This is a genomic window from Streptomyces sp. WAC03905 (assembly GCF_057371075.1).
The window spans coordinates 6,124,572-6,144,525 of record NZ_JBXYDZ010000003.1; the positions used below are offsets into that span (position 1 = coordinate 6,124,572).

A 19,954-nucleotide genomic window follows, 5' to 3' on the forward strand; every position below is an offset into this window, starting at 1 on the left:
GATCCGCAATCACCGTACGAGAGGTGTGATCCCGTGAGCGCGTACCAGGACCAGCGAGTCGTCGTCACCGGTGCGGGCGGCGGCATCGGCGCCGCGCTCGCCCACCGCTTCGCGGCCGAGGGCGCCACGGTCGTCGTCAACGACCTCGACCCCGCCCGGGCCGCCGCCGTGGCGGACGAGATCGGCGCGCGGGCGATCCCGCTCCCGGGCGACGCCTCCCGGATCGTGGCCGAGGCCCGCGAGGCCCTCGGCGGAACGGTCGACGTCTACTGCGCCAACGCCGGACTCGCCTCCGGCGGCGACGCCGGCGCCGAGGAGGCCGTATGGGAAGCGGCCTGGGACGTCAACGTCATGGCCCATGTCCGCGCCGCCCGGCTGCTGCTGCCCGACTGGCTGGAGCGGGGGAGCGGCCGCTTCGTGTCCACTGTCTCGGCCGCCGGTCTGCTGACCATGATCGGAGCGGCCCCGTACAGTGTCACCAAGCACGGTGCGCTCGCCTTCGCGGAATGGCTCTCGCTGACCTACCGGCACCGCGGTGTCCAGGTCCACGCCATCTGCCCGCAAGGGGTGCGCACCGACATGCTGACCGCCGCGGGCTCGGCGGGAGAACTCGTCCTCGCACCGACCGCGATCGAGCCGGAAGCGGTCGCGGACGCGCTGTTCGACGGCATGGAGAAGGGCCGCTTCTTGATCCTCCCGCACCCCGAGGTCGCCGACTACTACGCCGTCCGCGCCACCGACCCGGACCGCTGGCTGAGCGGCATGAACCACCTGCAGCGGACATGGGAGACCCGGTGACCCCCACCTACGCCGACCGGCCCTGGCTCGGCCTGCTCTCCCCGGCCCAGCGCGCGCCCGTCGCGCCGCCGCCCACCGTCCTGCACGCCTTCCGCGCGGCCGTCGCCCGCGCCCCCGAACGCACCGCGCTCGCCTACTTCGACGGCCGGATCGGCTACGCCGAGGCCGACGCGCTCTCGGACTCCGTCGCCGGCCACCTCGCGGCGCACGGCGTCCGCCGCGGCGACCGGGTCGCGGTCATGCTCCAGAACACCCCGCACTTCGTGCTGGCCGTCCTCGGCGCCTGGAAGGCCGGGGCCGTCGTCGTCCCCCTCAACCCCATGTACAAGGCGGGCGAGGTCGGTCACGTCCTGCGCGACTCCGGGGCCGCCGCGCTCGTCTGCGACGACCCCGCGTGGTCGGCGTACCTGCGCGAGGCCGTACGGGGCAGTGCCGTGCGGAGCGTCCTGACCGCCTCCGACCGGGACTTCCAGACCCGTGACGACCCGCGGCTCTTCGGACCGCCGTCCCACGCCCCCGCGCCGGCCCCGCCCTCCATACCGCGCCAGCAGGGCGGGCCCGCGGGCGACACCGCCGCCGGTCCGTCCGGGCCGCCCGGTCCGCGTACCGCCGACCTCGCGACCGTGGCCCGCCGGGGCCACCGCGCCCCGGACGGCCCGGACCTCGCCGCCGCCGACACCGCCCTCATCAGCTACACCTCCGGCACCAGCGGCACCCCCAAGGGCGCGATGAACCCGCACGGCGCGCTCACCTACAACGCCGTCCGGCAGGTCACCTCGCACCCCGTGCCCGAGGGCGCCGGCTACTTCGCCCTCGCCCCCCTCTTCCACATCACCGGCATGGTCTGCGAGCTCGCCGCCTGCTTCGTCAACGCCGGCACCCTCGTCCTCGCCCACCGCTTCGACGCCGGCGCCGTCCTCGACGCCTTCCTGGAACACCGCCCCGCCTACACCGTCGGCCCGGCCACGGCCTTCATGGCCCTCGCCGCCCACCCCGCCGTCACCCCCGAGCACTTCGCCTCGTTCCAGGTGATCTCCTCCGGCGGCGCCCCGCTCCCGCCCGCGCTCGTCGAACGCCTGCGCGCGACCCTCGGCTTCTACCTGCGCAACGGCTACGGCCTCACCGAGTGCACCGCCCCCTGCGCCACCGTGCCCGTGCACCTCGAAGCGCCCGTCGACCCCGCCTCCGGCACCCTCTCCGTGGGCCTGCCCGGCGCCGACACGGTCGTACGCATCCTCGACGAGGAGGGGGCCGAGCTCCCCCTCGGCGAGACCGGCGAGATCGCCGTCCGCGGCCCCCAGGTCGTGCCCGGATACTGGGGGCTGCCCGCCGAGACCGCCGAGGCCTTCCCGGACGGCGAACTGCGCACCGGCGACGTCGGCTTCATGGACCCCGACGGCTGGCTCTACGTCGTCGACCGCAAGAAGGACATGATCAACGCCTCCGGGTTCAAGGTCTGGCCGCGCGAGGTCGAGGACGTGCTCTACACCCACCCCGCCGTCCGCGAGGCCGCCGTCGTCGGGGTCCCGGACCCGTACCGCGGGGAGAGCGTCAAGGCGTACGTGAGCCTGCGCCCCGGTACCTCCGCCGGGCCCGAGGAGCTGTCCGCGTACTGCGCCGAGCGCATCGCCGCGTACAAATACCCGCGCCAGGTCGAGATCCTGCCTGTCCTTCCGAAGACGACCAGTGGCAAGATCCTGCGACGGGAACTGCGCGACCGCGGCTGAAAACAGTCGGACGGTCGTACAGCTGGTCGCAGCGACCAGGCAGAACGAGAAGAGGAAGGTCAGCACCATGGCGGCCAGGACCACGGAACCCGCAGGCACGCACGACGCCCCGGTACCGCAGCGGCTGCTGGCCGTCGCCACCCGGCTGTTCGCCGAGCGCGGCTACGACCGCACGTCCGTCCAGGAGATCGTCGAGGCGGCCGGGGTCACCAAGGGCGCGCTCTACCACTACTTCGGCTCCAAGGACGACCTGCTGCACGAGGTCTACGCGCGGATGCTGCGCCTGCAGCAGCAACGCCTCGACGCCGTGGCCGCCTCCGACGCCCCCGTCGAGGAACGGCTGCGGGCGGCGGCCGCCGACGTCGTCGTCACCACCATCGAGAACCTCGACGACGCCATGATCTTCTTCCGGTCGATGCACCAGCTCAGCCCGGAGAAGTTCAAGCAGGTACGGGCGGAACGCCGGCGCTACCACGAGCGCTTCCGGGCCCTGATCGAGGAGGGGCAGAAGGCCGGCGTCTTCTCCACCGCCACCCCCGCCGACCTCGTGGTGGACTACCACTTCGGGTCCGTGCACCACCTGTCCACCTGGTACCGGGCCGACGGCCCGCTCACGCCGCAGCAGGTCGCCGACCACCTCGCCGACCTGCTGCTGCGGGCGCTGCGGCCCTGACCCCGCGGGCCGCGCCGGCGGTTGGGATGCCGGGCCGGGCCCTGCCGAACCGGCCGGGGAGCGGGAGCGGACCGGCCGGATGATCGGTGAGCTGATCCGCTCCCGCGAGGTGCCGGACGAGGTCACCGCGGCGGTGGCCGGTCCCGCAACGACCCCTTCACGGACCCGGCTACATGTAACGCTTCAGCTCGCGCCGGGCCAGGGAGCGCTGGTGCACCTCGTCCGGCCCGTCGGCCAGCCGCAGGGTCCGCGCCGCCGCCCACAGCTCGGCCAGCGGGTAGTCCTGGCTCACCCCGCCCGCGCCGTACAGCTGCACCGCGTCGTCGAGGATCCCCACCACCGCCCGCGGGGTCGCGATCTTGATGGCCTGGATCTCGGTGTGCGCGCCGCGGTTGCCGACCGTGTCCATCAGCCAGGCCGTCTTCAGCACCAGCAGCCGCAGCTGCTCCACCGTCACCCGGGCGTCGGCGATCCAGTTCTGCACGACGCCCTGCGCGGCCAGCGGCTTGCCGAAGGCCGTACGCTCCACCGCCCTCCGGCACATCAGCTCGATGGCGCGCTCCGCCATGCCGATCAGCCGCATGCAGTGGTGGATGCGGCCCGGGCCGAGCCGGGCCTGGGCGATGGCGAAGCCGCCGCCCTCCTCGCCGATCAGGTTCGCCGCCGGGACCCGCGCCCCGTCGAACACCACTTCGGCGTGGCCGCCGTGGTCGTGGTCCTCGTACCCGTACACCGTCATCGCCCGGCGGACCTCGACGCCCGGGGTGTCCCGCGGGACCAGGACCATCGACTGCTGACGGCGCGGATCGGGGCCCTCCGGGTCGGTCTTGCCCATCACGATGAAGACCGCGCAGTCCGGGTTCATCGCGCCGGAGATGAACCACTTGCGGCCCGTGATCACGTACTCGTCGCCCACCCGCTCGATGCGGGTCTCGATGTTCGTCGCGTCCGAGGACGCCACCTCGGGCTCCGTCATCGCGAACGCGGAGCGGATCTCGCCGTTCAGCAGAGGCAGCAGCCACTGCTTCTTCTGCTCCTCGCTCCCGAACTGCGCCAGCAGCTCCATGTTCCCGGTGTCCGGGGCCGCGCAGTTCGTCGCCATGGGCGCCAGGTGCGGGCTGCGGCCGGTGATCTCGGCGAGCGGCGCGTACTGGAGGTTGGTCAGCCCCGCGCCGAACTCGCCGTCCGGCAGGCCGTGCTGGTCCACGAAGAAGAGGTTCCACAGGCCCTGACGGCGCGCCTCGGCCTTCAGTTCACCGAAGACGGCCGGGGTGTCCCAGGGCGAGGCCAGCCGTGCGCGCTGCTCGGCGGCGACGGGCTCCGCCGGGTAGACGTACTCCTCCATGAACGCGAGCAGCTGTTCGCGGAGTTCCTCGGTCCGGGCGTCGAATGCGAAGTCCATGCTGTGTGCCTCAGCCTTCCTGGCCGTTGTCGATGGGATGGAGGCCCTGGAGGGTGGTCAGTCCGTGCTCGATGAAGACCGGAACCAGCTCGCCGATCCGGTCGAAGCCCGCACCGACGGTCTGCCCGAGCGTGTAGCGGTAGTGGATGCCTTCGAGGATCACCGCGAGCTTGAACCACGCGAACGCCGTGTACCAGGCGATCCCTCCGGTGTCCCGGCCGGAGCGGGCGGCGTACCGCTCGATCAGCTCGGCGGGCGCCGGATGGCCCGGGGCCCCGCTCGTCGTGCTGACCGGCGACCCGGTCAGTCCCAGGTCGGAGCTGTACATCACCAGCAGCCCGAGGTCGGTCAGCGGATCCCCGAGCGTGGACATCTCCCAGTCCAGCACCGCGCGGATCGTGTCGGTGCCGGAGGGGGAAGCACCGATCAGCACGTTGTCGAGCCGGTAGTCGCCGTGCACCACGGTGGGGGCGGGGGAGACGGGCAGGGTGCGGCCCAGGGCCGCGTGCAGCTCGTCGATCCCCGCGAGCTCCGCCCCCGGGACGCCGCGAGCTGCTTGCCCCAGCGCCGCAGCTGACGGTCGAGGAAGCCCTCCGGCCGGCCGAAGTCGCCCAGGCCCACCGCCTCCGGGTCCACCGCGTGCAGCTCGACCAGGGTGTCCACCAGCCCGAGCACCGCACGCCGGGTGCGCTCCGGGCCGATCGCTGCCAGCTCGCCGGCCGTGCGGTACGGCACGCCGTCCACGTACTCCATGACGTAGAACGGCGCCCCCAGCACGGCCTCGTCCTCGCACAGCAGCACCGGCTCGGGCACCGGCACGGCCGTCCCGTGCAGGGCCGCGATCACCCGGTGCTCGCGCCGCATGTCGTGCGCGGTGGCCAGTACGTGGCCCAGCGGCGGCCGTCGCACCACCCAGCGGGCGGTCCCGTCGGTGATCTCGTACGTGAGGTTCGACCGGCCGCCCTCGATCAGCCGGCCGCGCAGCGCACCGGTCACGAGTCCCGGCCGGACCCGGTCGAGATGACCGCGCAGCCGCTCCAGGTCCAGGCCTCGGGGATCGGCCGGGGCTGAGGTCATGGGGCGCACCTCCGTGCGGAGAGTTGATGACGGGGCAAGAACGGGCGGCGCGCGGGAGCGCCACCGCACATCATCATGCCGACCAGTCGGTATGCCGTCCAGGGGGCGGGCCGAAAGAACACCTCCGGCCCGTCGGCCTCACGCGTGGCAGAGGATCGGCGTACCGCCGTTCATCACCGTCATGTCGCGCAGGACCGCCAGGACGTCCAGCGGTGCGCCTTCCGGCTCACCCGCCAGCTCGGCGTACGCCCGGTGCACGTTCGCCACGAGCCGCTCACTCTCCCGCCACGCCGCGAACTCGCCGAGATCGGCCTGCCGGGCCACCTCCAGCGGGGTCAGCCCCTTGGCGTGCCCCTCCCGGGCGAGTTCGGCCACGTACCGCAGGTAGCGCTCGGTGGAGTCGTAGGCCGAGGGGTCGGTCAGCGGTCCGTGGCCCGGTACGACGGTCTCCGCGTCCAGCGACCGCAGCAGCCCCAGCGCCCGCAGGGAACCGGCGAGCGACCCCATCGCCAGGAACGGCGTGCCCCCGGCGAAGACCAGGTCCCCGGTGAAGACCACCCGCTGCGCGGGCAGCCACACGACCGAGTCCCCGGTGGTGTGCGCGACCCCCGGGTGGAGGACCCGCGCCTCCGTCCCGCCCACGTGCACGGTGGCCCGGTCGACGTAGGTGACGTCGGGCGCGGTGATCTCTATCGCCCCGAAGTCGGTCGCGGGCCAGATCATCTCCAGCTGGTGTCCGGCGGCGAGCTGCTCGGCGCGGGCGTTCTCGTGCGCGAGGACCAGTGCCTCGGGGGCGAAGACGGAGTTGCCGTAGGTGTGGTCGCCGTGGTGGTGGGTGTTCACCACGGTCCGGGGGAGCGGCACCCCGGCCGCCGCGACCGCATCGCGCAGGGCCAGGGCCCGCCGCTCGGTGGCGGCGGTGTCGACGAGCAGGGTCCGGCCGCCGTGGCTCACGAAGCCGGCGTTGTTCAGGCACCAGCCGCCGTCCGGCTGGACGTAGGCGTACACCCCCGGCGCGGGCTGGACCAGGTACGGGTCGTCGACGGGCATCTGGGCTCTCCCCGGGTCGCTCTGACAGGTGCTCAGCATCCTGTCAGCCGTCGCCGCGCCCGGGGAGAGCGGGCCGTCGCTCCCGGCAAGCCCTGGTCGGGACCGTCGGGGGTGGCGCTGCTCGGGGATGGTGCCGCCCGGTGGCGGTGCTGCTCGGCGGTGGTGCCGCTCAGTGGCGGTGCCGCTCGGCGGTGGCGCCCCTCAGTCGCGGTGCCGCTCAGTGGTCGTCGTAGTGCCCGTCGTGCTCGGCGTGCCGGTGGCCGTCGTGCAGGTAGTCGACGTGGTCACCGTGCCGGACCTGCTCGTGCCCGCAGTCCGCGCCGTGCGCGTGGGCGTGGCCCTCGTGGGCCGTGTGCTCGGCCGGCTCGCACTCGTCCCAGTGCCCCGAGTGCTCCCGGTGCAGGTGGCCGTCGTGCGCGTAGTCGACGTGGTCCCCGTGCGGGACCGCCCGGTGACCGCAGTCCGCGCCGTGGGCGTGCTCGTGCGTGGGGTGTTCGTGGTGGAGGGTCGTCATGGCGCCGAGACTAGTGGGAATGGTCGACTATCGCCCGTTGTGTCCTGATTGCTGAGGGTAAGTGGGATGATCCCGCAGGCAGCTCAGAGGATGACCGCCATCGCGAACACCGCCAGCGCCACCGTGCACACCACCACGGCCAGCGCCGACCGGGGCGCCAGCCCCCGCGGCCGGCCCGTCGCCAGCGCCCGGATCCGGCGGTGCGCCACCCACAGGAACACCAGCCAGACCAGCACGATCACCGCAGCCCCGGCCACCTCCGTCGACGAGCCGGACCCGCGCAGCACCTGCCGCAGCGCCAGCACCGCCACCACCGAGGACGCCAGCGTCGTACGCCGCCACGCGAGCCGGGTCCGCTCGGGCTGCAGCCCGGCGTCGCGGTCCGTGCCCGGCACGCTCACCGGCCCGACGTCCAGCCCAGCAGCACGACCACCACCATCGCCACCGCGACCAGCCCCACGCCGAGGCTCAGCACCACCGGGAACCGCGACAGCGGCAGGTCCTCGTGCCGGCGCATCGCCCGCTCGCAGCGCACCCAGTGGTTCACCGCGCGCAGGGCGCAGGCGGCGCCGACCGCGAGCAGCGCGAAGGCCATCCCGACCCGGACCCCCCACCGCAGGTCCGGCAGGAACTGGTCGACGGCGAAACCGCCGCCGACCAGGGCCAGCGCGGTCCGGATCCAGGCGAGGAAGGTCCGCTCGTTGGCCAGGGAGAAGCGGTAGTCGGGAGTGTCGCCCTCGTCCCGCAGCCGCGACGGCGCGAACCACAGGCGTACGTCCTTGCCGAAGTCGATCACCTGATCAATCTACTGGTGGGACCTGCGATGCGCGCGCAGCCGCCGGTAGGCCTCCAGCCCGTCCGGCACCCACGGCCACTGCCCGTCCCCGAGCCGCCGCTCCAGCTCCTCCGCCGTGAGGAAGGCGTGCCAGTCCACCTCCGAGACCTGCGGGGCCACGGGCAGCTCGCACCGCACCTCGTGCACGTACGACCACCAGGCCCCGCCCGGGCCCTCGTACAGGAACTTCAGCAGCGGCTCGGGCTGCGGCAGCCCCCGTACCCCCAGCTCCTCCTCGGCCTCGCGCAGCGCGGCCCGCGCGTAGCTCTCGCCGGCGCCCAGCACCCCGCCCACGAACATGTCGTAGTGCGAGGGGAAGACGAGCTTCGAAGCGGTCCGCCGGTGCACGAAGATCCGCTCCTGCGCGTCCCTGGCCAGCACGAACACACAGCGGTGGATCAGCCCGCGGGCGTAGACCTCCCCCCGCGGGGCCCGCCCGGTGACCCGGTCCTCCCGGTCCACGACGTCCAGTACTTCATCAGCGGCACTCACAGGTTCATCCAACCACCGCTGTTGACTGGTTACCGCTCCGTAGCAAAGGATCTGCCCCACCATCGACGGAGGACGGGTATCCGCATGACGTACGACGCAGACGTGATCGTGATCGGAGCCGGGCTCGCGGGCCTCGTGGCCACCGCCGAGCTCGTCGACGCGGGCCGCAAGGTCATCCTGCTCGACCAGGAGCCCGAGCAGTCCATCGGAGGCCAGGCGCACTGGTCCTTCGGCGGCCTGTTCTTCGTGGACTCGCCCGAGCAGCGCCGGATGCGGATCAAGGACAACCACGCCCTCGCCCTCCAGGACTGGCTGGGCACCGCCGGCTTCGACCGCGCGGAGGACGCCTGGCCGCGCCGCTGGGCCGAGGCCTACGTCGACTTCGCGGCCGGCGAGAAGCGGCCCTGGCTGCACCGGCAGGGCGTCCGCTTCTTCCCCGTCGTCGGCTGGGCGGAGCGCGGCGGCTACGACGCGGGCGGCCACGGCAACTCCGTCCCCCGCTTCCACATCACGTGGGGCACCGGCCCCGGCCTGGTGGCGCCCTTCGAACGGCGGGTCCGGGAAGGCGTGGCCCGCGGCCTGGTCCGCCTGGCCTTCCGCCACCGGGTGACCGGGCTGTCCGCCACCGCCGGCGCCGTGGACACCGTGACCGGCGAGGTCCTGGAGCCCTCCGACGCCGTACGCGGCACCGCCAGCGGCCGCGAGGCCACCGGGTCCTTCTCCCTGCGGGCCCAGGCCGTCATCGTCACCAGCGGCGGCATCGGCGGCAACCACGACCTCGTGCGCGCGCAGTGGCCCGCCCGGCTCGGCACCCCGCCGCAGCGGATGCTCTCCGGGGTCCCCGCCCACGTCGACGGCCTGATGCTGGGCATCGCGGAGGCGGCGGGCGCCAGCCACATCAACAAGGACCGGATGTGGCACTACACCGAGGGCATCCAGAACTGGGACCCGATCTGGGCCGAGCACGGCATCCGCATCCTTCCCGGCCCGTCCCCGCTCTGGCTGGACGCCACGGGCCGGCGGCTGCCCGTACCGCTCTTCCCCGGCTTCGACACCCTCGGCACGCTCGACCACATCATGAAGACCGGTCACGACCACACCTGGTTCGTGCTCAACCAGCGCATCATCGGCAAGGAGTTCGCCCTCTCCGGCTCCGAGCAGAACCCGGACCTCACCGGCAAGTCGGTGCGCGACGTCATCACCCGGGCCCGCCAGGCCGTACCCGGCCCGGTCAGGGCCTTCATGGACCGCGGCGCCGACTTCGTCGTCGAGCGCGACCTCTCCGCCCTCGTGCGCGGCATGAACGCCGTCACCAAGGAGGACCTGCTCGACGAGGCCGCCGTCCGGCGCGAGATCGTGGCCCGCGACCGGGAGATCGCCAACCCCTTCACCAAGGACCTCCAGGTGACCGCCCTCCACGGTGCCCGCAGGTACCTCGGCGACAAGCTGATCCGCACCGCCGCCCCGCACCGGATCCTCGACCCCGGCGCCGGCCCGCTGATCGCCGTACGGCTCTCCATCCTGACCCGCAAGTCCCTCGGCGGCCTGGAGACCGACCTCTCCTCCCGCGTCCTGACCGGTACGGGCGAACCGCTGCCGGGCGTCTACGCCGCGGGCGAGGCGGCCGGATTCGGCGGGGGCGGGGTCCACGGCTACCGGGCCCTGGAGGGCACCTTCCTCGGCGGGTGCATCTTCTCGGGCCGAGCAGCGGGCCGCGCCGCCGCCCGGGCCACCGCCTGACCGCCTGACCGCCTGACCGCCTGACCGCCTGACCGCCTGACCCGACCGGTGCCCCCGGCCCTCGCCCTCGCGCTCCGGCGGGGACGTGGGCCGGCGCTCAGGTCAGGCGTTCGGTGACGCGGAAGCGCTCGGCGATGACGAGGGTGTCGTCGTCGACCGCGAACCCCGGGTCGCCGATCACCCTGCGCACCGGTTCGCTGTGCCAGAACTCCTCGTGTGCCGTACGCCATTCGGCCACCGACGCGTACCCCTCGCCCTCGTCGAGGGCGTGCCCCAGCCCGACGTCGGCGAGCCGCAGCACCTCCACGGCCGTCACCTCGACCACCGCCACCCCGCGCTCTTCGGAGTCGACCAGCAGGGACCGGGCGCCGGGCTCCGGCAGCGGTTCCCGTTCGGCCTCGTACTCCGCGAGCAGGCCGGTGGTGCTGGTCTTCGCCCCGCTCAGCACGGCCGCGACCAGCTGGTCGCGCAGCGGGCCGGGAAAGCCCAGCAGGTACGGGGGAAGATCGTCATATGCCGTCATACGGCCACCCTACGGCGCACCCCCGGCCGCCCTGAACGAATATCGCCCCGCCAACTGCCACGGTCACCACAGCAGTTGAAACCCGCCACGCAGTGGACTGGACCTTGACTCGGAGCCGGGCCTACCGCTTTGCTGTGCGTGATCACCGGAGTGCTCACCGGAGTTCTGTTCGAATCCGCCCGAGCGCCCGGCGTTCCCTCGCAGTACCCCGCACTCCCCTCGGAGCTCCGCCGCGGCCCCGCCGCAGTCCCACCGGAGTCCCGGCACCGCTCAACCGGTACGATCCCGCGGCCTCGCGGCCGAGCCCCGCGCGTGCGCCTCGCGCGCGGGCGGCCGCAGCTGACCCGGCCCCGATCCGCCTGCTCCGCCCCCGCTCGACGCCTGCTCCGCCCCCGCTCGACGCCTGCTCCGCCCCCGCTCCACGCCTGCTCCGCCCCCGCTCCGCCCCCGAACGAGCGGCGATTCCCGATCGCCGCATCCCATTCCCCGTCCGCCCGCGTCCTGGAGGGAAACCCCGCGGATGTCCCCGCCTCCGCCGCCCCTCGGCCGCGCCCGCAAGCGGGAGGCCCAGCTCTTCGACCCGGCCCTCTGCGACGCCGAACTCATCGACGTGCGAGCCCAGTTCTCCCAGGGGCGCTGGGCCCGGGTCCGTTCCCTCCTCGTCGGCACCGGCGACGACTGGGACCGCCGGGGCCATCGCGTCGTCGTCCTCGCCCAGACCCCGGCGGCCACCGCCTGGGCCCGCGAATGGCTGCTCGCCGAACCGGACAGCGCCGACGCCGCCACCCTCCTCGCCTGCGCCGCCGTCTTCACCGCCCTGCGCCGCAAGAGCACGCCGGCCGCCGCCGAGGAGGCCTGCCGCCGGGCCGCCGCACTGTTCCCCGACGACCCGACCCCATGGCTCGGACTGCTCCTGCTGTCCCGCGCCTTCGGCACCGAGGAGGAGTTCAGCCGCCACTTCGACCAGGTCCGGGCCCGCCACCGCGAGCACCACCACGCCCACCACCTGATGGTGGCGAAGCTGGCCGAGCGCACCCTCGCCCCCGGCCAGGACCCGCTCCACGAGGTCTACGACTTCGCGGCGTGGGCCGCCGAGGAGTCCCCGGCCGACTCGCCGCTGGCCGTGCTCCCCGTCGTCGCGCACGCCGAGCGCTACCGCGTGCTCGCCGCCACCCACGGCCACACCCCCGAGGCGGCCGCCGCGCACTGGGCGGGCCGCCGCGCCCGCCAGGTGCTGCGCTCCGCCTTCGACTGGTGGCTGGAGTGGGAGCGCGACGACCACCCCCGCAACCGGGTCGACCTCAACTTCCTCGCCCACGCCAAACTCTGCGAGGGCCGCCCCGCCGAGGCCGCCGCGCTCTTCCTCCGCATCGGCAGCCACGCCACCCGCGCCCCCTGGTCCTATCCCGACCGGGACCCGCAGAAGGCCTTCCTGGCCGCACGCAGCGTCGCGCTGGGCACCGCCTGACCCACCGCCCCCACCCGCACCGCGCACCACCTGCACAACCGCACCGCGCACCACCTGCACAACCGCACCGCGCACCACCCGCACGGCTACACCGCGCGCCACCTGCACGGCCGCCCCACCCGCACCGCGCCCCACCCCCACGGCACCACCCCGCTCCGCCCCCGAGAGAACCGCGCCCCCGAAAGGACGCCGCCATGCCGACGGGCAGATCCACCACGACGCTCCAGGAACCGGCCGAAATACGCACCTACAAGGGCCAGGACCGCGCCCTGCGCGCCGACCGCCTCGGCACCGCCGGCCTGCTGCTCTCCGTACTCGCCGCGAGCGCCCCCCTCATGGTGGTCGCGGGTGTCATGCCCACGACCTTCGGCCTGATGGGGGTCGTCGGCCAGCCCCTGCTCTTCGTCATCCTGGGCCTCGTCCTCGCACTGTTCAGCGTCGGCTACGCCGAGATGAGCCGTCACGTCCACAACGCCGGCGCCTTCTACGCGTACATCGCCCGCGGGCTCGGCCCCACCGCCGGCGCGGCCGCCTCGCTCGTCGCCCTGGTCGCGTACAGCGCCATGCAGGTCGGCGTCTACGGCATCCTCGGCTTCGAGATCTCCGGCCTCTTCGCCACCTACCTGGACACCGAGATCGCCTGGTGGATCCCCGCCCTCCTCGCGGTCGCCGTCACCGGCGCCCTCGGCTGGCTCAAGATCGACCTCAACGCCAAGGTCCTCGGCGTGCTCCTGCTGATCGAGTGCGCCCTGGTCGTCGTCTTCGACGCCGCCGCCCTCGCCAAGCCCGGCCCCGAAGGCCTCTCGCTCCACGCCTTCAACCCCGAGACCCTCGGCGGCGCCGGCCTCGGCACCGCCCTGTGCTTCTGCATCGCCGCCTTCGTCGGCTTCGAGCAGTCCCCGGTGTACGCCGAGGAGACCAGCAGGCCGCACATCGTCGTCTCCCGCGTGATGTTCCTCGCGGTCGGCTTCGTCGCCCTGTTCTTCGCCTTCAGCGCCTGGGCCCTCACCGTCGCCACCGGCCCCGGCGACGTGGTCAGGGCGGCCGGGGAAGCGGGCCCGGGCCTGCTCTTCCAGCTCACCGAGGCCCGCCTCGGCACCACCTTCACCGACGTCCTGCACGTCCTCTTCGTGACCGGCATGTTCGCCGCCATGCTCAGCTTCCACAACGTCGTCGCCCGCTACGCCTTCGCCATGGGCCGCGAGGGCCTGCTCCCCGCCGCCTTCGGCCGCACCAACGCCGGCACCGGCGCCCCCGCCACCGGCTCGCTGCTCCAGACCGGCATCGCGGCCGTCGTCGTCATCGCCTTCGCCGTCACCGACGACCTCCCGGCCGGCGACCCCACCGCGCCCGTCCTGCACCTGTTCACGTGGATGGGCAGCGTCGGCGCCCTCGGTGTGACGCTCCTCATGGCCGCCGCCTCCTTCGCCGTGATCGCCTTCTTCGTCCGCCGCGGCACCGCCGGCGCGCAGGTGTGGCGGCTCGTCGCGGCCGGCGCCGCCGGCCTCGCCCTGCTCGCCATCGCCGTCTACACCGTCAAGGACTTCGGCGTCCTCGTCGGCGCCGAGAAGGGCTCCGCCCTCAGCTGGGTCCTGCCGGGCATCATCGGCGCCGCCGTCGTGGGCGGGCTGCTGTACGGGGCGCTCCTGCGCCGCAACCGCCCCGAGGTGCACGCCCGGATCGGGCTCGGCAACGAGGCCTTCCGTCTCGATCAGGTGGCGGAGGCCACACCCGGGGAATGACCTGGCTTTCCAGGCTCTACCACGCCCCCGGCGACCGTTTCCAAGGTCGTCGGGGGCTTCGGCGTACAGGGGCGATTTTGGCGGCTGGCGGAGCCTCGTGGTCTCCTGGGGCGATCAAAACACCCGGAACGCGCCACAGGGGACACCACCCAGCTCCCCTGCGACGCCGTCCGGGGCTGCCTGTCCCACCCACGAAGGCGAAGTCATACATGAGTGACCGCACCTTGACCGAGGCACCCGCCCCGGCGTCCTCCCGCCATGTCGACGCCGGTGACGAGGGCTACAGCAAGGACCTGAAGTCCCGCCACATCAACATGATCGCGATCGGCGGAGCGATAGGCACCGGCCTGTTCCTCGGAGCGGGCGGCCGCCTCGCGGGCGCCGGCCCCTCCCTCGCGATCGCCTACGCGGTGTGCGGCGTCTTCGCCTTCTTCGTGGTCCGCGCCCTCGGCGAGCTCGTCCTCTACCGCCCCTCCTCCGGTGCCTTCGTCTCCTACGCCCGCGAGTTCATGGGGGAGAAGGGCGCCTATACGGCCGGCTGGCTGTACTTCCTGAACTGGTCCACGACCACCGTGGCGGACATCACCGCCGCTGCCGTGTTCGCCCACTACTGGTCGGCCTTCACCGACGTCCCCCAGTGGGTCCTCGCCTTCATCGCCCTCGCCATCGTCCTCACCGCGAACCTGATCTCGGTGAAGTACTTCGGCGAGATGGAGTTCTGGTTCTCCATCGTCAAGGTCAGCGCCCTGGTGATCTTCATGGTGGTCGCCATCTACCTGGTGGCGACCAGCCACCCCATCGACGGCCACACCCCGGGCCTGTCGACGATCACCGGCAACGGCGGTCTCTTCCCCTCCGGCGTGATCCCGATGCTCATGGTGGTCCAGGGCGTCGTCTTCGCGTACGCCTCCGTCGAGCTGTGCGGCGTCGCCGCGGGCGAGACCGAGAACCCCGAGAAGATCATGCCGAAGGCGATCAACTCCATCATGTGGCGCGTCGGCGTCTTCTACGTCGGCTCGGTGGTCCTGCTCGCCCTGCTGCTCCCGTACACCGCCTACTCCGCCGACCAGTCCCCGTTCGTGACCGTCTTCGACAAGCTGGGCATCCCCGGCACCGCGGGCATCATGAACCTGGTCGTCCTCACCGCCGCCCTCTCCTCGCTGAACTCCGGCCTCTACTCCACCGGCCGCATCCTGCGCTCGATGGCCCTGTCCGGCTCCGCCCCCAAGTTCACCGGAGTCATGAACAAGGGCAAGGTCCCCTACGGCGGCGTCCTGTTCACCGCGGCCTTCGGCGTCGCAGGCGTCGGCCTGAACTACTGGATGCCCGGCGAGGCCTTCGAGATCGTCCTCAACCTCGCCTCCATCGGCATCCTCGGCACCTGGGGCATGGTCATGCTGTGCTCGCTCTTCTTCTGGCACCGCGCGAAGAACGGCCTGGTCTCCCGCCCGTCCTACCGCCTGCCCTGGGCCCCCTACACCCAGATCGTGACGCTGCTCTTCCTGGTCACCGTCCTGGTCCTGATGTGGAGCGACGGCGGCGTCGGCCGCACCACGGTCATGCTCCTCCCGGCCATCGCCGCAGCCCTGGTCGGCGGCTGGTTCCTGGTCCGCACCCGAGTAGCGGCCCTCTCAACCCCCCGCGACTGACCCCGAACGCCCCGCGACAGGACCCCCCGTGCCATTCCGGTGCGGGGGTCCTGTGCGTCGCGGGGCCCGTGGGGGCGGGGGTGTGCGAAAGGCCGGTCAGGGGATTCCTGACCGGCCTTTGCCGTGGTGTCCGAGGGGGGACTTGAACCCCCACGCCCGATAAAGGGCACTAGCACCTCAAGCTAGCGCGTCTGCCATTCCGCCACCCGGACGGGGTGTGTGTCGTACGTGCCTCGCGGCCCTTGCGACGAGCGAAACACTACCAAACATTCCGGGGCCGCCGCCGCGCCCCCGGCGGGGCCCGGTGCCGGGTCCGGGAACGAAGAAGGACCCCGCCGAAGCGGGGTCCTTCCGTTGGTGTCCGAGGGGGGACTTGAACCCCCACGCCCGATAAAGGGCACTAGCACCTCAAGCTAGCGCGTCTGCCATTCCGCCACCCGGACCGGGTGTGTGCCGTGCGTCCCTCGCGGGCCGTTGCGACAGGGAAAACATTACCAAACGGCGGGGGGTCCTCGATCACACCCCCCGACGGCCGGGGATCGCCCTTGGGGAGAGCGGCCGGGGGCGCGAGGATGGGAATGTTCGGTACTGAGTGCATCCAGTGGGAGGAAGCAGCGTGAGCGAGTCGAGCGCGGGCAGGACCGTCTCCGGCGAGGACGAGGTCGTCGACCTCTGCCGGGACCTCATCCGGATCGACACCAGCAACTACGGGGACCACTCGGGCCCCGGGGAGCGCAAGGCGGCGGAATGGGTCGCCGAGAAGCTCGCCGAGGTCGGGCTGGAGCCGCAGATCTTCGAATCGCACAAGGGCCGCGCCTCGACGGTGGCCCGGATCGAGGGTGAGGACCCCTCGCGGCCCGCGCTGCTGATCCACGGGCACACCGACGTGGTTCCGGCCAACGCCGCCGACTGGACGTACGACCCGTTCGCGGGCGAGATCGCCGACGGCTGCCTCTGGGGCCGCGGCGCCGTCGACATGAAGGACATGGACGCGATGACGCTGGCCGTCGTCCGCGACCGGATGCGCAGCGGCCGCAAGCCCCCGCGGGACATCGTGCTGGCCTTCCTCGCCGACGAGGAGGCGGGTGGCATCTACGGGGCCCGGCACCTCGTCGACAAGCACCCGGAGCTGTTCGAGGGCGTCACCGAGGCGATCGGCGAGGTCGGCGGCTTCTCCTTCACGGTGAACGAGAACCTCCGCCTCTACCTCGTGGAGACCGCCCAGAAGGGCATGCACTGGATGCGGCTGACGGTGGAGGGCACCGCGGGCCACGGCTCCATGACCAACAACGACAACGCCATCACGGAGCTGTGCGAGGCCGTGGGCCGGCTCGGCCGCCACCAGTGGCCGGTGCGGGTGACCAAGACCGTACGGTCCTTCCTGGACGAGCTCTCGGACGCGCTCGGCACCCCGCTGGACCCGGAGGACATGGACGCCACGCTCGCCAAGCTCGGCGGCATCGCCAAGATGGTCGGCGCGACCCTGCGCAACTCCGCCGCCCCGACGATGCTCGGCGCCGGCTACAAGGTCAACGTCATCCCGGGCCAGGCGACGGCCCATGTAGACGGCCGTTTCCTGCCGGGCTACGAGGACGAGTTCTTCGCGGACCTGGACCGCATCCTCGGCCCCCGCGTGAAGCGCGAGGACGTGCACGCCGACAAGGCGCTGGAGACGGACTTCGACGGCCGGCTGGTCGAGGCGATGCAGGGCGCCCTGCAGGCGGAGGACCCGATCGCGCGGGCGGTCCCGTACATGCTCTCCGGTGGCACGGACGCGAAGTCCTTCGACGACCTCGGCATCCGCTGCTTCGGCTTCGCGCCGCTGCAGCTGCCGCCGGAGCTGGACTTCGCCGGGATGTTCCACGGCGTGGACGAGCGGGTGCCGGTGGAGGGACTCAAGTTCGGGGCGCGGGTGCTCGACCGATTCATCGACAACGCCTGAGATTCGAGAAGGTGTGCGCATTCCACTGAGAAGAGTGAATGCACTCATACGCTCGTAGCCCTGGTGATCCCTCCTCGTTACAGGTGGTGCGGTCCGCGGCTGGGACCGCACTTTGCCTACTAGGAGGAACAATGCTCAAGAAGGTTGTCGCCGCTGCGGCTGCCACCGGTGGTCTGGTTCTCGCGGGTGCCGGTCTGGCCGTCGCCGACGCGGGTGCCCAGGGTGCGGCCATCGGCTCCCCCGGCGTCCTGTCCGGCAACGTCGTCCAGGTCCCGGTCCACATCCCGGTCAACGTCTGCGGCAACACCGTGAACGTCATCGGCCTGCTGAACCCGGCCTTCGGCAACACCTGCGTCAACGCCTGACGCATCTGAAGTCTTCGGCCCCGGAGCGCATTCCAGCGCTCCGGGGCCACCGGGCTTTTCCGGCCCGGAAACACCTTTCTGCGAACCAGGCGGGGGAGCCTGGGAGGCCGGTCTCCGAGCGCCGGCCGACGCGTACACACCAGGGGACGATCACAGATGCGACGACCGGCACAGGTCACCAGGAAGACCCTGATCACCATGGCTGCCGCGGGGGGTGTCCTCGCACTGGGCGGGGGCTACGCACACGCGGACTCCGGCGCGGCGGGGCATGCGAAGAACTCTCCCGGACTGCTGTCCGGGAACACCGTGCAGGCGCCCGTGGACGCGCCGGTGAACGCCTGCGGCAACACCGTGGACGTCATCGCCTTGCTGAACCCTGCCTTCGGCAACAACTGCGCCAACACCTCGGGCCACGGCCACCCGGGCCATCCCGGTCACCCCGGCAACCCGGGTCACCCCGGCAACCCGGGTCACCCCGGCAACCCGGGTCACCCCGGTGACGACGACGAGCCGTGCGACGACCACCCGGGCAACCCTGGGAACCCCGGCAACCCTGGGAACCCCGGCAACCCGGGCAACCCCGGCAACCCGGGCAACCCCGGCAACCCGGGGAACCCCGGCAACCCCGGTAACCCGGGGAACCCGGGGAACCCCGGTAACCCGGGGAACCCAGGCACCCCCGGCACCCCCGGAAACCCGGGCACCCCCGGTAACCCGGGCACCCCCGGTAACCCGGGCACCCCCGGAAACCCGGGCACCCCCGGAAACCCGGGCAACCCGGGTACGGGGACCGGTACGGGCACCCCCGTCACGCACCCCGGTCCGGGGACGGGGACGGGGACGGGGGCCGGGGCGAACCCCGGGCTCGCCGCCACCGGTGCCGGTGACGTCCTGACCGCGGGCCTCCCGATCGCGGGCGGCCTGCTGCTGGCCGGCACCGTGCTCTACCGGCGTTCCAGGAACGCCGCCTGACGGTCGCTCACGACGCGGGCCCCGCCCCCGGGGCCCGCGTTCACCAGGTCGCGCGGACCTGGCGGATGATCCGGCGGCGCAGCCGCACGCGGCGGCTGCCGTCCCGGTGCAGGCTCAGCCGGTCGATCTCCCAGTTCCCGTACTCGGCATGGTCGGTCAGCAGGCGGGTCGCCTCCTTGCGAGGGACCCCGCGGGGCACGTACACGTCGATGAATTCGTATTCCGGCATCGCATCTATTGTGCGGGCAGAGCCCTGCTACGGATAGCGTCTGCTCCATGTCTGATGCCGCTCTGCCCACTGTTGCCGAGGTCCGCGCCGCCGCCGAAGCGGTCAAGGCCGCGCTCGACCGCCACCTCGCCGCGGTCGAGCGCAGGATCGGGGACGAGGATCCGGACGTCTACGCCGCCTTCAACGAACTCGCCGCCGCCGCCGAGGAGTACGACGAACTGCTCTACGACCGCTACGACGAGGTCACTCCCTTCGAGATCCCGACGCCCGAGGACGGCGTCCCGTACACAGGCCCCGCCGAACCGGCCGCCTTCAGCGTGCTCATCCGCCGCGACTACGCCGTCGTCGAACCGGCGCGGCTGGTCGCCCAGGCCGAACTGGTCGCCGCACACGACCGGGACGCCGACTTCGTCCACGACGGAGGTACCGCCGACGCGCTCGGCGTCCTCTTCGGGGAGTACGAACCCGACGAGATCGCCTCCCGTTGCAAGGACTTCGGCCTGGAGGAGGGAGACGCCACGCTCTGGATCGCCGCCGCGGAGGACGTGGCGGAGCCGGGGGAGTGGCTCGGCTCGCCCTTCGGGCACATCGACCCGCAGGACGTGCTGCACCGCTTCGACGTCAGCTCCGTCTTCGACGAGGAGGCCGACGGCTTCGACGATGCGGAGGACGAGGACGAGGACAAGGGCCGGACCGCCCGGCCGGGCCTGACCCCCGCCTGACCCGACCCCCGCCCGACCCGACCCCCGCCCGACC

Annotated in this window: 19 protein-coding genes, 2 tRNA genes and 1 pseudogene; 11 read left to right on the forward strand and 11 right to left on the reverse strand. The window is 72.6% G+C overall.

Annotated features, from left to right (window positions below):
• Positions 1 to 33: 33 nt before the first annotated feature.
• The 3 genes from AC2RP6_RS30165 to AC2RP6_RS30175 all read left to right on the forward strand — a co-directional run bounded on the left by AC2RP6_RS30165 (position 34) and on the right by AC2RP6_RS30175 (position 3,198).
• Complete coding sequence (locus AC2RP6_RS30165; RefSeq protein WP_486449035.1) at positions 34 to 798, forward strand: SDR family oxidoreductase; 765 nt, start codon at positions 34 to 36, stop codon at positions 796 to 798.
• Complete coding sequence (locus AC2RP6_RS30170; protein WP_486449036.1) at positions 783 to 2,525, forward strand: AMP-binding protein; 1,743 nt, start codon at positions 783 to 785, stop codon at positions 2,523 to 2,525. The genes AC2RP6_RS30165 and AC2RP6_RS30170 overlap by 16 nt, the downstream gene beginning before the upstream one ends.
• A 67-nt stretch (positions 2,526 to 2,592) precedes the next feature.
• The gene (locus AC2RP6_RS30175; RefSeq protein WP_486449037.1) at positions 2,593 to 3,198 is read left to right on the forward strand and encodes a TetR/AcrR family transcriptional regulator; all 606 of its coding nucleotides are present in this window, start codon (positions 2,593 to 2,595) and stop codon (positions 3,196 to 3,198) included.
• Between the two features lie 169 nt (positions 3,199 to 3,367).
• Here the strand turns inward: AC2RP6_RS30175 and AC2RP6_RS30180 are convergent, their stop codons facing one another.
• From AC2RP6_RS30180 to AC2RP6_RS30210, 7 genes and pseudogenes are all read right to left on the reverse strand, one after another.
• Positions 3,368 to 4,600 (reverse strand): acyl-CoA dehydrogenase family protein, encoded by a 1,233-nt coding sequence (locus AC2RP6_RS30180; RefSeq protein WP_486449038.1) that lies wholly within the window; start codon positions 4,598 to 4,600, stop codon positions 3,368 to 3,370.
• Between the two features lie 10 nt (positions 4,601 to 4,610).
• A pseudogene (locus tag AC2RP6_RS30185) lies at positions 4,611 to 5,677 on the reverse strand (phosphotransferase family protein).
• Between the two features lie 138 nt (positions 5,678 to 5,815).
• Positions 5,816 to 6,727, reverse strand: coding sequence for an MBL fold metallo-hydrolase (locus AC2RP6_RS30190; RefSeq protein WP_486449039.1), 912 nt, complete (start codon positions 6,725 to 6,727; stop codon positions 5,816 to 5,818).
• A gap of 217 nt (positions 6,728 to 6,944) precedes the next feature.
• The gene (locus AC2RP6_RS30195; protein WP_486449040.1) at positions 6,945 to 7,241 is read right to left on the reverse strand and encodes a hypothetical protein; all 297 of its coding nucleotides are present in this window, start codon (positions 7,239 to 7,241) and stop codon (positions 6,945 to 6,947) included.
• 83 nt (positions 7,242 to 7,324) lie between these two features.
• Positions 7,325 to 7,636 (reverse strand): DUF202 domain-containing protein, encoded by a 312-nt coding sequence (locus tag AC2RP6_RS30200; protein ID WP_486450506.1) that lies wholly within the window; start codon positions 7,634 to 7,636, stop codon positions 7,325 to 7,327.
• Positions 7,637 to 7,638: 2 nt separating this feature from the next.
• On the reverse strand, positions 7,639 to 8,037 hold the full coding sequence (locus AC2RP6_RS30205) for a YidH family protein (protein ID WP_486449041.1): 399 nt from the start codon (positions 8,035 to 8,037) through the stop codon (positions 7,639 to 7,641).
• 9 nt (positions 8,038 to 8,046) lie between these two features.
• Positions 8,047 to 8,568, reverse strand: a complete 522-nt coding sequence (locus AC2RP6_RS30210) for an NUDIX hydrolase (protein WP_486449042.1) — start codon at positions 8,566 to 8,568, stop codon at positions 8,047 to 8,049.
• An 84-nt stretch (positions 8,569 to 8,652) separates the two neighbouring features.
• On the opposite strand from AC2RP6_RS30210, the gene AC2RP6_RS30215 reads away from it, so the two are divergent.
• On the forward strand, positions 8,653 to 10,308 hold the full coding sequence (locus tag AC2RP6_RS30215; protein ID WP_486449043.1) for an FAD-binding dehydrogenase: 1,656 nt from the start codon (positions 8,653 to 8,655) through the stop codon (positions 10,306 to 10,308).
• Positions 10,309 to 10,405: 97 nt separating this feature from the next.
• On the opposite strand, the gene AC2RP6_RS30220 is transcribed toward AC2RP6_RS30215, so the two are convergent.
• Positions 10,406 to 10,831, reverse strand: coding sequence for an ASCH domain-containing protein (locus tag AC2RP6_RS30220; protein WP_486449044.1), 426 nt, complete (start codon positions 10,829 to 10,831; stop codon positions 10,406 to 10,408).
• A 520-nt stretch (positions 10,832 to 11,351) separates the two neighbouring features.
• On the opposite strand from AC2RP6_RS30220, the gene AC2RP6_RS30225 reads away from it, so the two are divergent.
• From AC2RP6_RS30225 to AC2RP6_RS30235, 3 genes are all read left to right on the forward strand, one after another.
• Positions 11,352 to 12,299, forward strand: a complete 948-nt coding sequence (locus AC2RP6_RS30225; RefSeq protein WP_486449045.1) for a hypothetical protein — start codon at positions 11,352 to 11,354, stop codon at positions 12,297 to 12,299.
• Positions 12,300 to 12,493: 194 nt separating this feature from the next.
• A complete protein-coding gene (locus tag AC2RP6_RS30230; RefSeq protein WP_486449046.1) occupies positions 12,494 to 14,041 on the forward strand; it encodes an APC family permease in 1,548 nt (515 codons plus the stop codon).
• Positions 14,042 to 14,250: 209 nt separating this feature from the next.
• Positions 14,251 to 15,690: an amino acid permease gene (locus AC2RP6_RS30235; protein ID WP_486449047.1), complete on the forward strand. Its 1,440-nt coding sequence runs from the start codon at positions 14,251 to 14,253 to the stop codon at positions 15,688 to 15,690.
• Positions 15,691 to 15,814: 124 nt separating this feature from the next.
• Here AC2RP6_RS30235 and AC2RP6_RS30240 read toward each other — a convergent pair.
• Positions 15,815 to 15,902, reverse strand: a tRNA-Leu gene (locus AC2RP6_RS30240).
• 143 nt (positions 15,903 to 16,045) lie between these two features.
• A tRNA-Leu gene (locus AC2RP6_RS30245) sits at positions 16,046 to 16,133 on the reverse strand.
• 173 nt (positions 16,134 to 16,306) lie between these two features.
• On the opposite strand from AC2RP6_RS30245, the gene AC2RP6_RS30250 reads away from it, so the two are divergent.
• From AC2RP6_RS30250 to AC2RP6_RS30260, 3 genes are all read left to right on the forward strand, one after another.
• Positions 16,307 to 17,632, forward strand: coding sequence for a M20/M25/M40 family metallo-hydrolase (locus tag AC2RP6_RS30250; protein WP_486449048.1), 1,326 nt, complete (start codon positions 16,307 to 16,309; stop codon positions 17,630 to 17,632).
• 131 nt (positions 17,633 to 17,763) lie between these two features.
• A complete protein-coding gene (chpH, locus tag AC2RP6_RS30255) occupies positions 17,764 to 17,997 on the forward strand; it encodes a chaplin ChpH (protein WP_030655871.1) in 234 nt (77 codons plus the stop codon).
• A gap of 198 nt (positions 17,998 to 18,195) precedes the next feature.
• On the forward strand, positions 18,196 to 18,969 hold the full coding sequence (locus AC2RP6_RS30260; RefSeq protein WP_486449049.1) for a chaplin: 774 nt from the start codon (positions 18,196 to 18,198) through the stop codon (positions 18,967 to 18,969).
• Positions 18,970 to 19,009: 40 nt separating this feature from the next.
• Here AC2RP6_RS30260 and AC2RP6_RS30265 read toward each other — a convergent pair whose 3' ends face one another.
• On the reverse strand, positions 19,010 to 19,198 hold the full coding sequence (locus AC2RP6_RS30265; protein ID WP_030770280.1) for a DUF5703 family protein: 189 nt from the start codon (positions 19,196 to 19,198) through the stop codon (positions 19,010 to 19,012).
• 47 nt (positions 19,199 to 19,245) lie between these two features.
• Between AC2RP6_RS30265 and AC2RP6_RS30270 the strand changes: the two genes are divergently transcribed.
• Entirely contained in the window at positions 19,246 to 19,920 is a 675-nt protein-coding gene (locus AC2RP6_RS30270; RefSeq protein ID WP_486449050.1) for a hypothetical protein, read from the forward strand.
• Positions 19,921 to 19,954: the final 34 nt, after the last annotated feature.

What these genes read in the sequence shown, in the direction of transcription:
- AC2RP6_RS30170 (WP_486449036.1), top strand. Translation starts at nt 783, where the DNA reads ATGGGAGACCCGGTGACCCCCACCTACGCCGACCGGCCCTGGCTCGGC.
- AC2RP6_RS30175 (WP_486449037.1), top strand. Translation starts at nt 2,593, where the DNA reads ATGGCGGCCAGGACCACGGAACCCGCAGGCACGCACGACGCCCCGGTA.
- AC2RP6_RS30180 (WP_486449038.1), bottom strand. Translation starts at nt 4,600, where the DNA reads ATGGACTTCGCATTCGACGCCCGGACCGAGGAACTCCGCGAACAGCTG.
- AC2RP6_RS30190 (WP_486449039.1), bottom strand. Translation starts at nt 6,727, where the DNA reads ATGCCCGTCGACGACCCGTACCTGGTCCAGCCCGCGCCGGGGGTGTAC.
- AC2RP6_RS30195 (WP_486449040.1), bottom strand. Translation starts at nt 7,241, where the DNA reads ATGACGACCCTCCACCACGAACACCCCACGCACGAGCACGCCCACGGC.
- AC2RP6_RS30215 (WP_486449043.1), top strand. Translation starts at nt 8,653, where the DNA reads ATGACGTACGACGCAGACGTGATCGTGATCGGAGCCGGGCTCGCGGGC.
- AC2RP6_RS30220 (WP_486449044.1), bottom strand. Translation starts at nt 10,831, where the DNA reads ATGACGGCATATGACGATCTTCCCCCGTACCTGCTGGGCTTTCCCGGC.
- AC2RP6_RS30225 (WP_486449045.1), top strand. Translation starts at nt 11,352, where the DNA reads ATGTCCCCGCCTCCGCCGCCCCTCGGCCGCGCCCGCAAGCGGGAGGCC.
- AC2RP6_RS30230 (WP_486449046.1), top strand. Translation starts at nt 12,494, where the DNA reads ATGCCGACGGGCAGATCCACCACGACGCTCCAGGAACCGGCCGAAATA.
- AC2RP6_RS30235 (WP_486449047.1), top strand. Translation starts at nt 14,251, where the DNA reads ATGAGTGACCGCACCTTGACCGAGGCACCCGCCCCGGCGTCCTCCCGC.
- chpH (WP_030655871.1), top strand. Translation starts at nt 17,764, where the DNA reads ATGCTCAAGAAGGTTGTCGCCGCTGCGGCTGCCACCGGTGGTCTGGTT.
- AC2RP6_RS30260 (WP_486449049.1), top strand. Translation starts at nt 18,196, where the DNA reads ATGGCTGCCGCGGGGGGTGTCCTCGCACTGGGCGGGGGCTACGCACAC.
- AC2RP6_RS30265 (WP_030770280.1), bottom strand. Translation starts at nt 19,198, where the DNA reads ATGCCGGAATACGAATTCATCGACGTGTACGTGCCCCGCGGGGTCCCT.
- AC2RP6_RS30270 (WP_486449050.1), top strand. Translation starts at nt 19,246, where the DNA reads ATGTCTGATGCCGCTCTGCCCACTGTTGCCGAGGTCCGCGCCGCCGCC.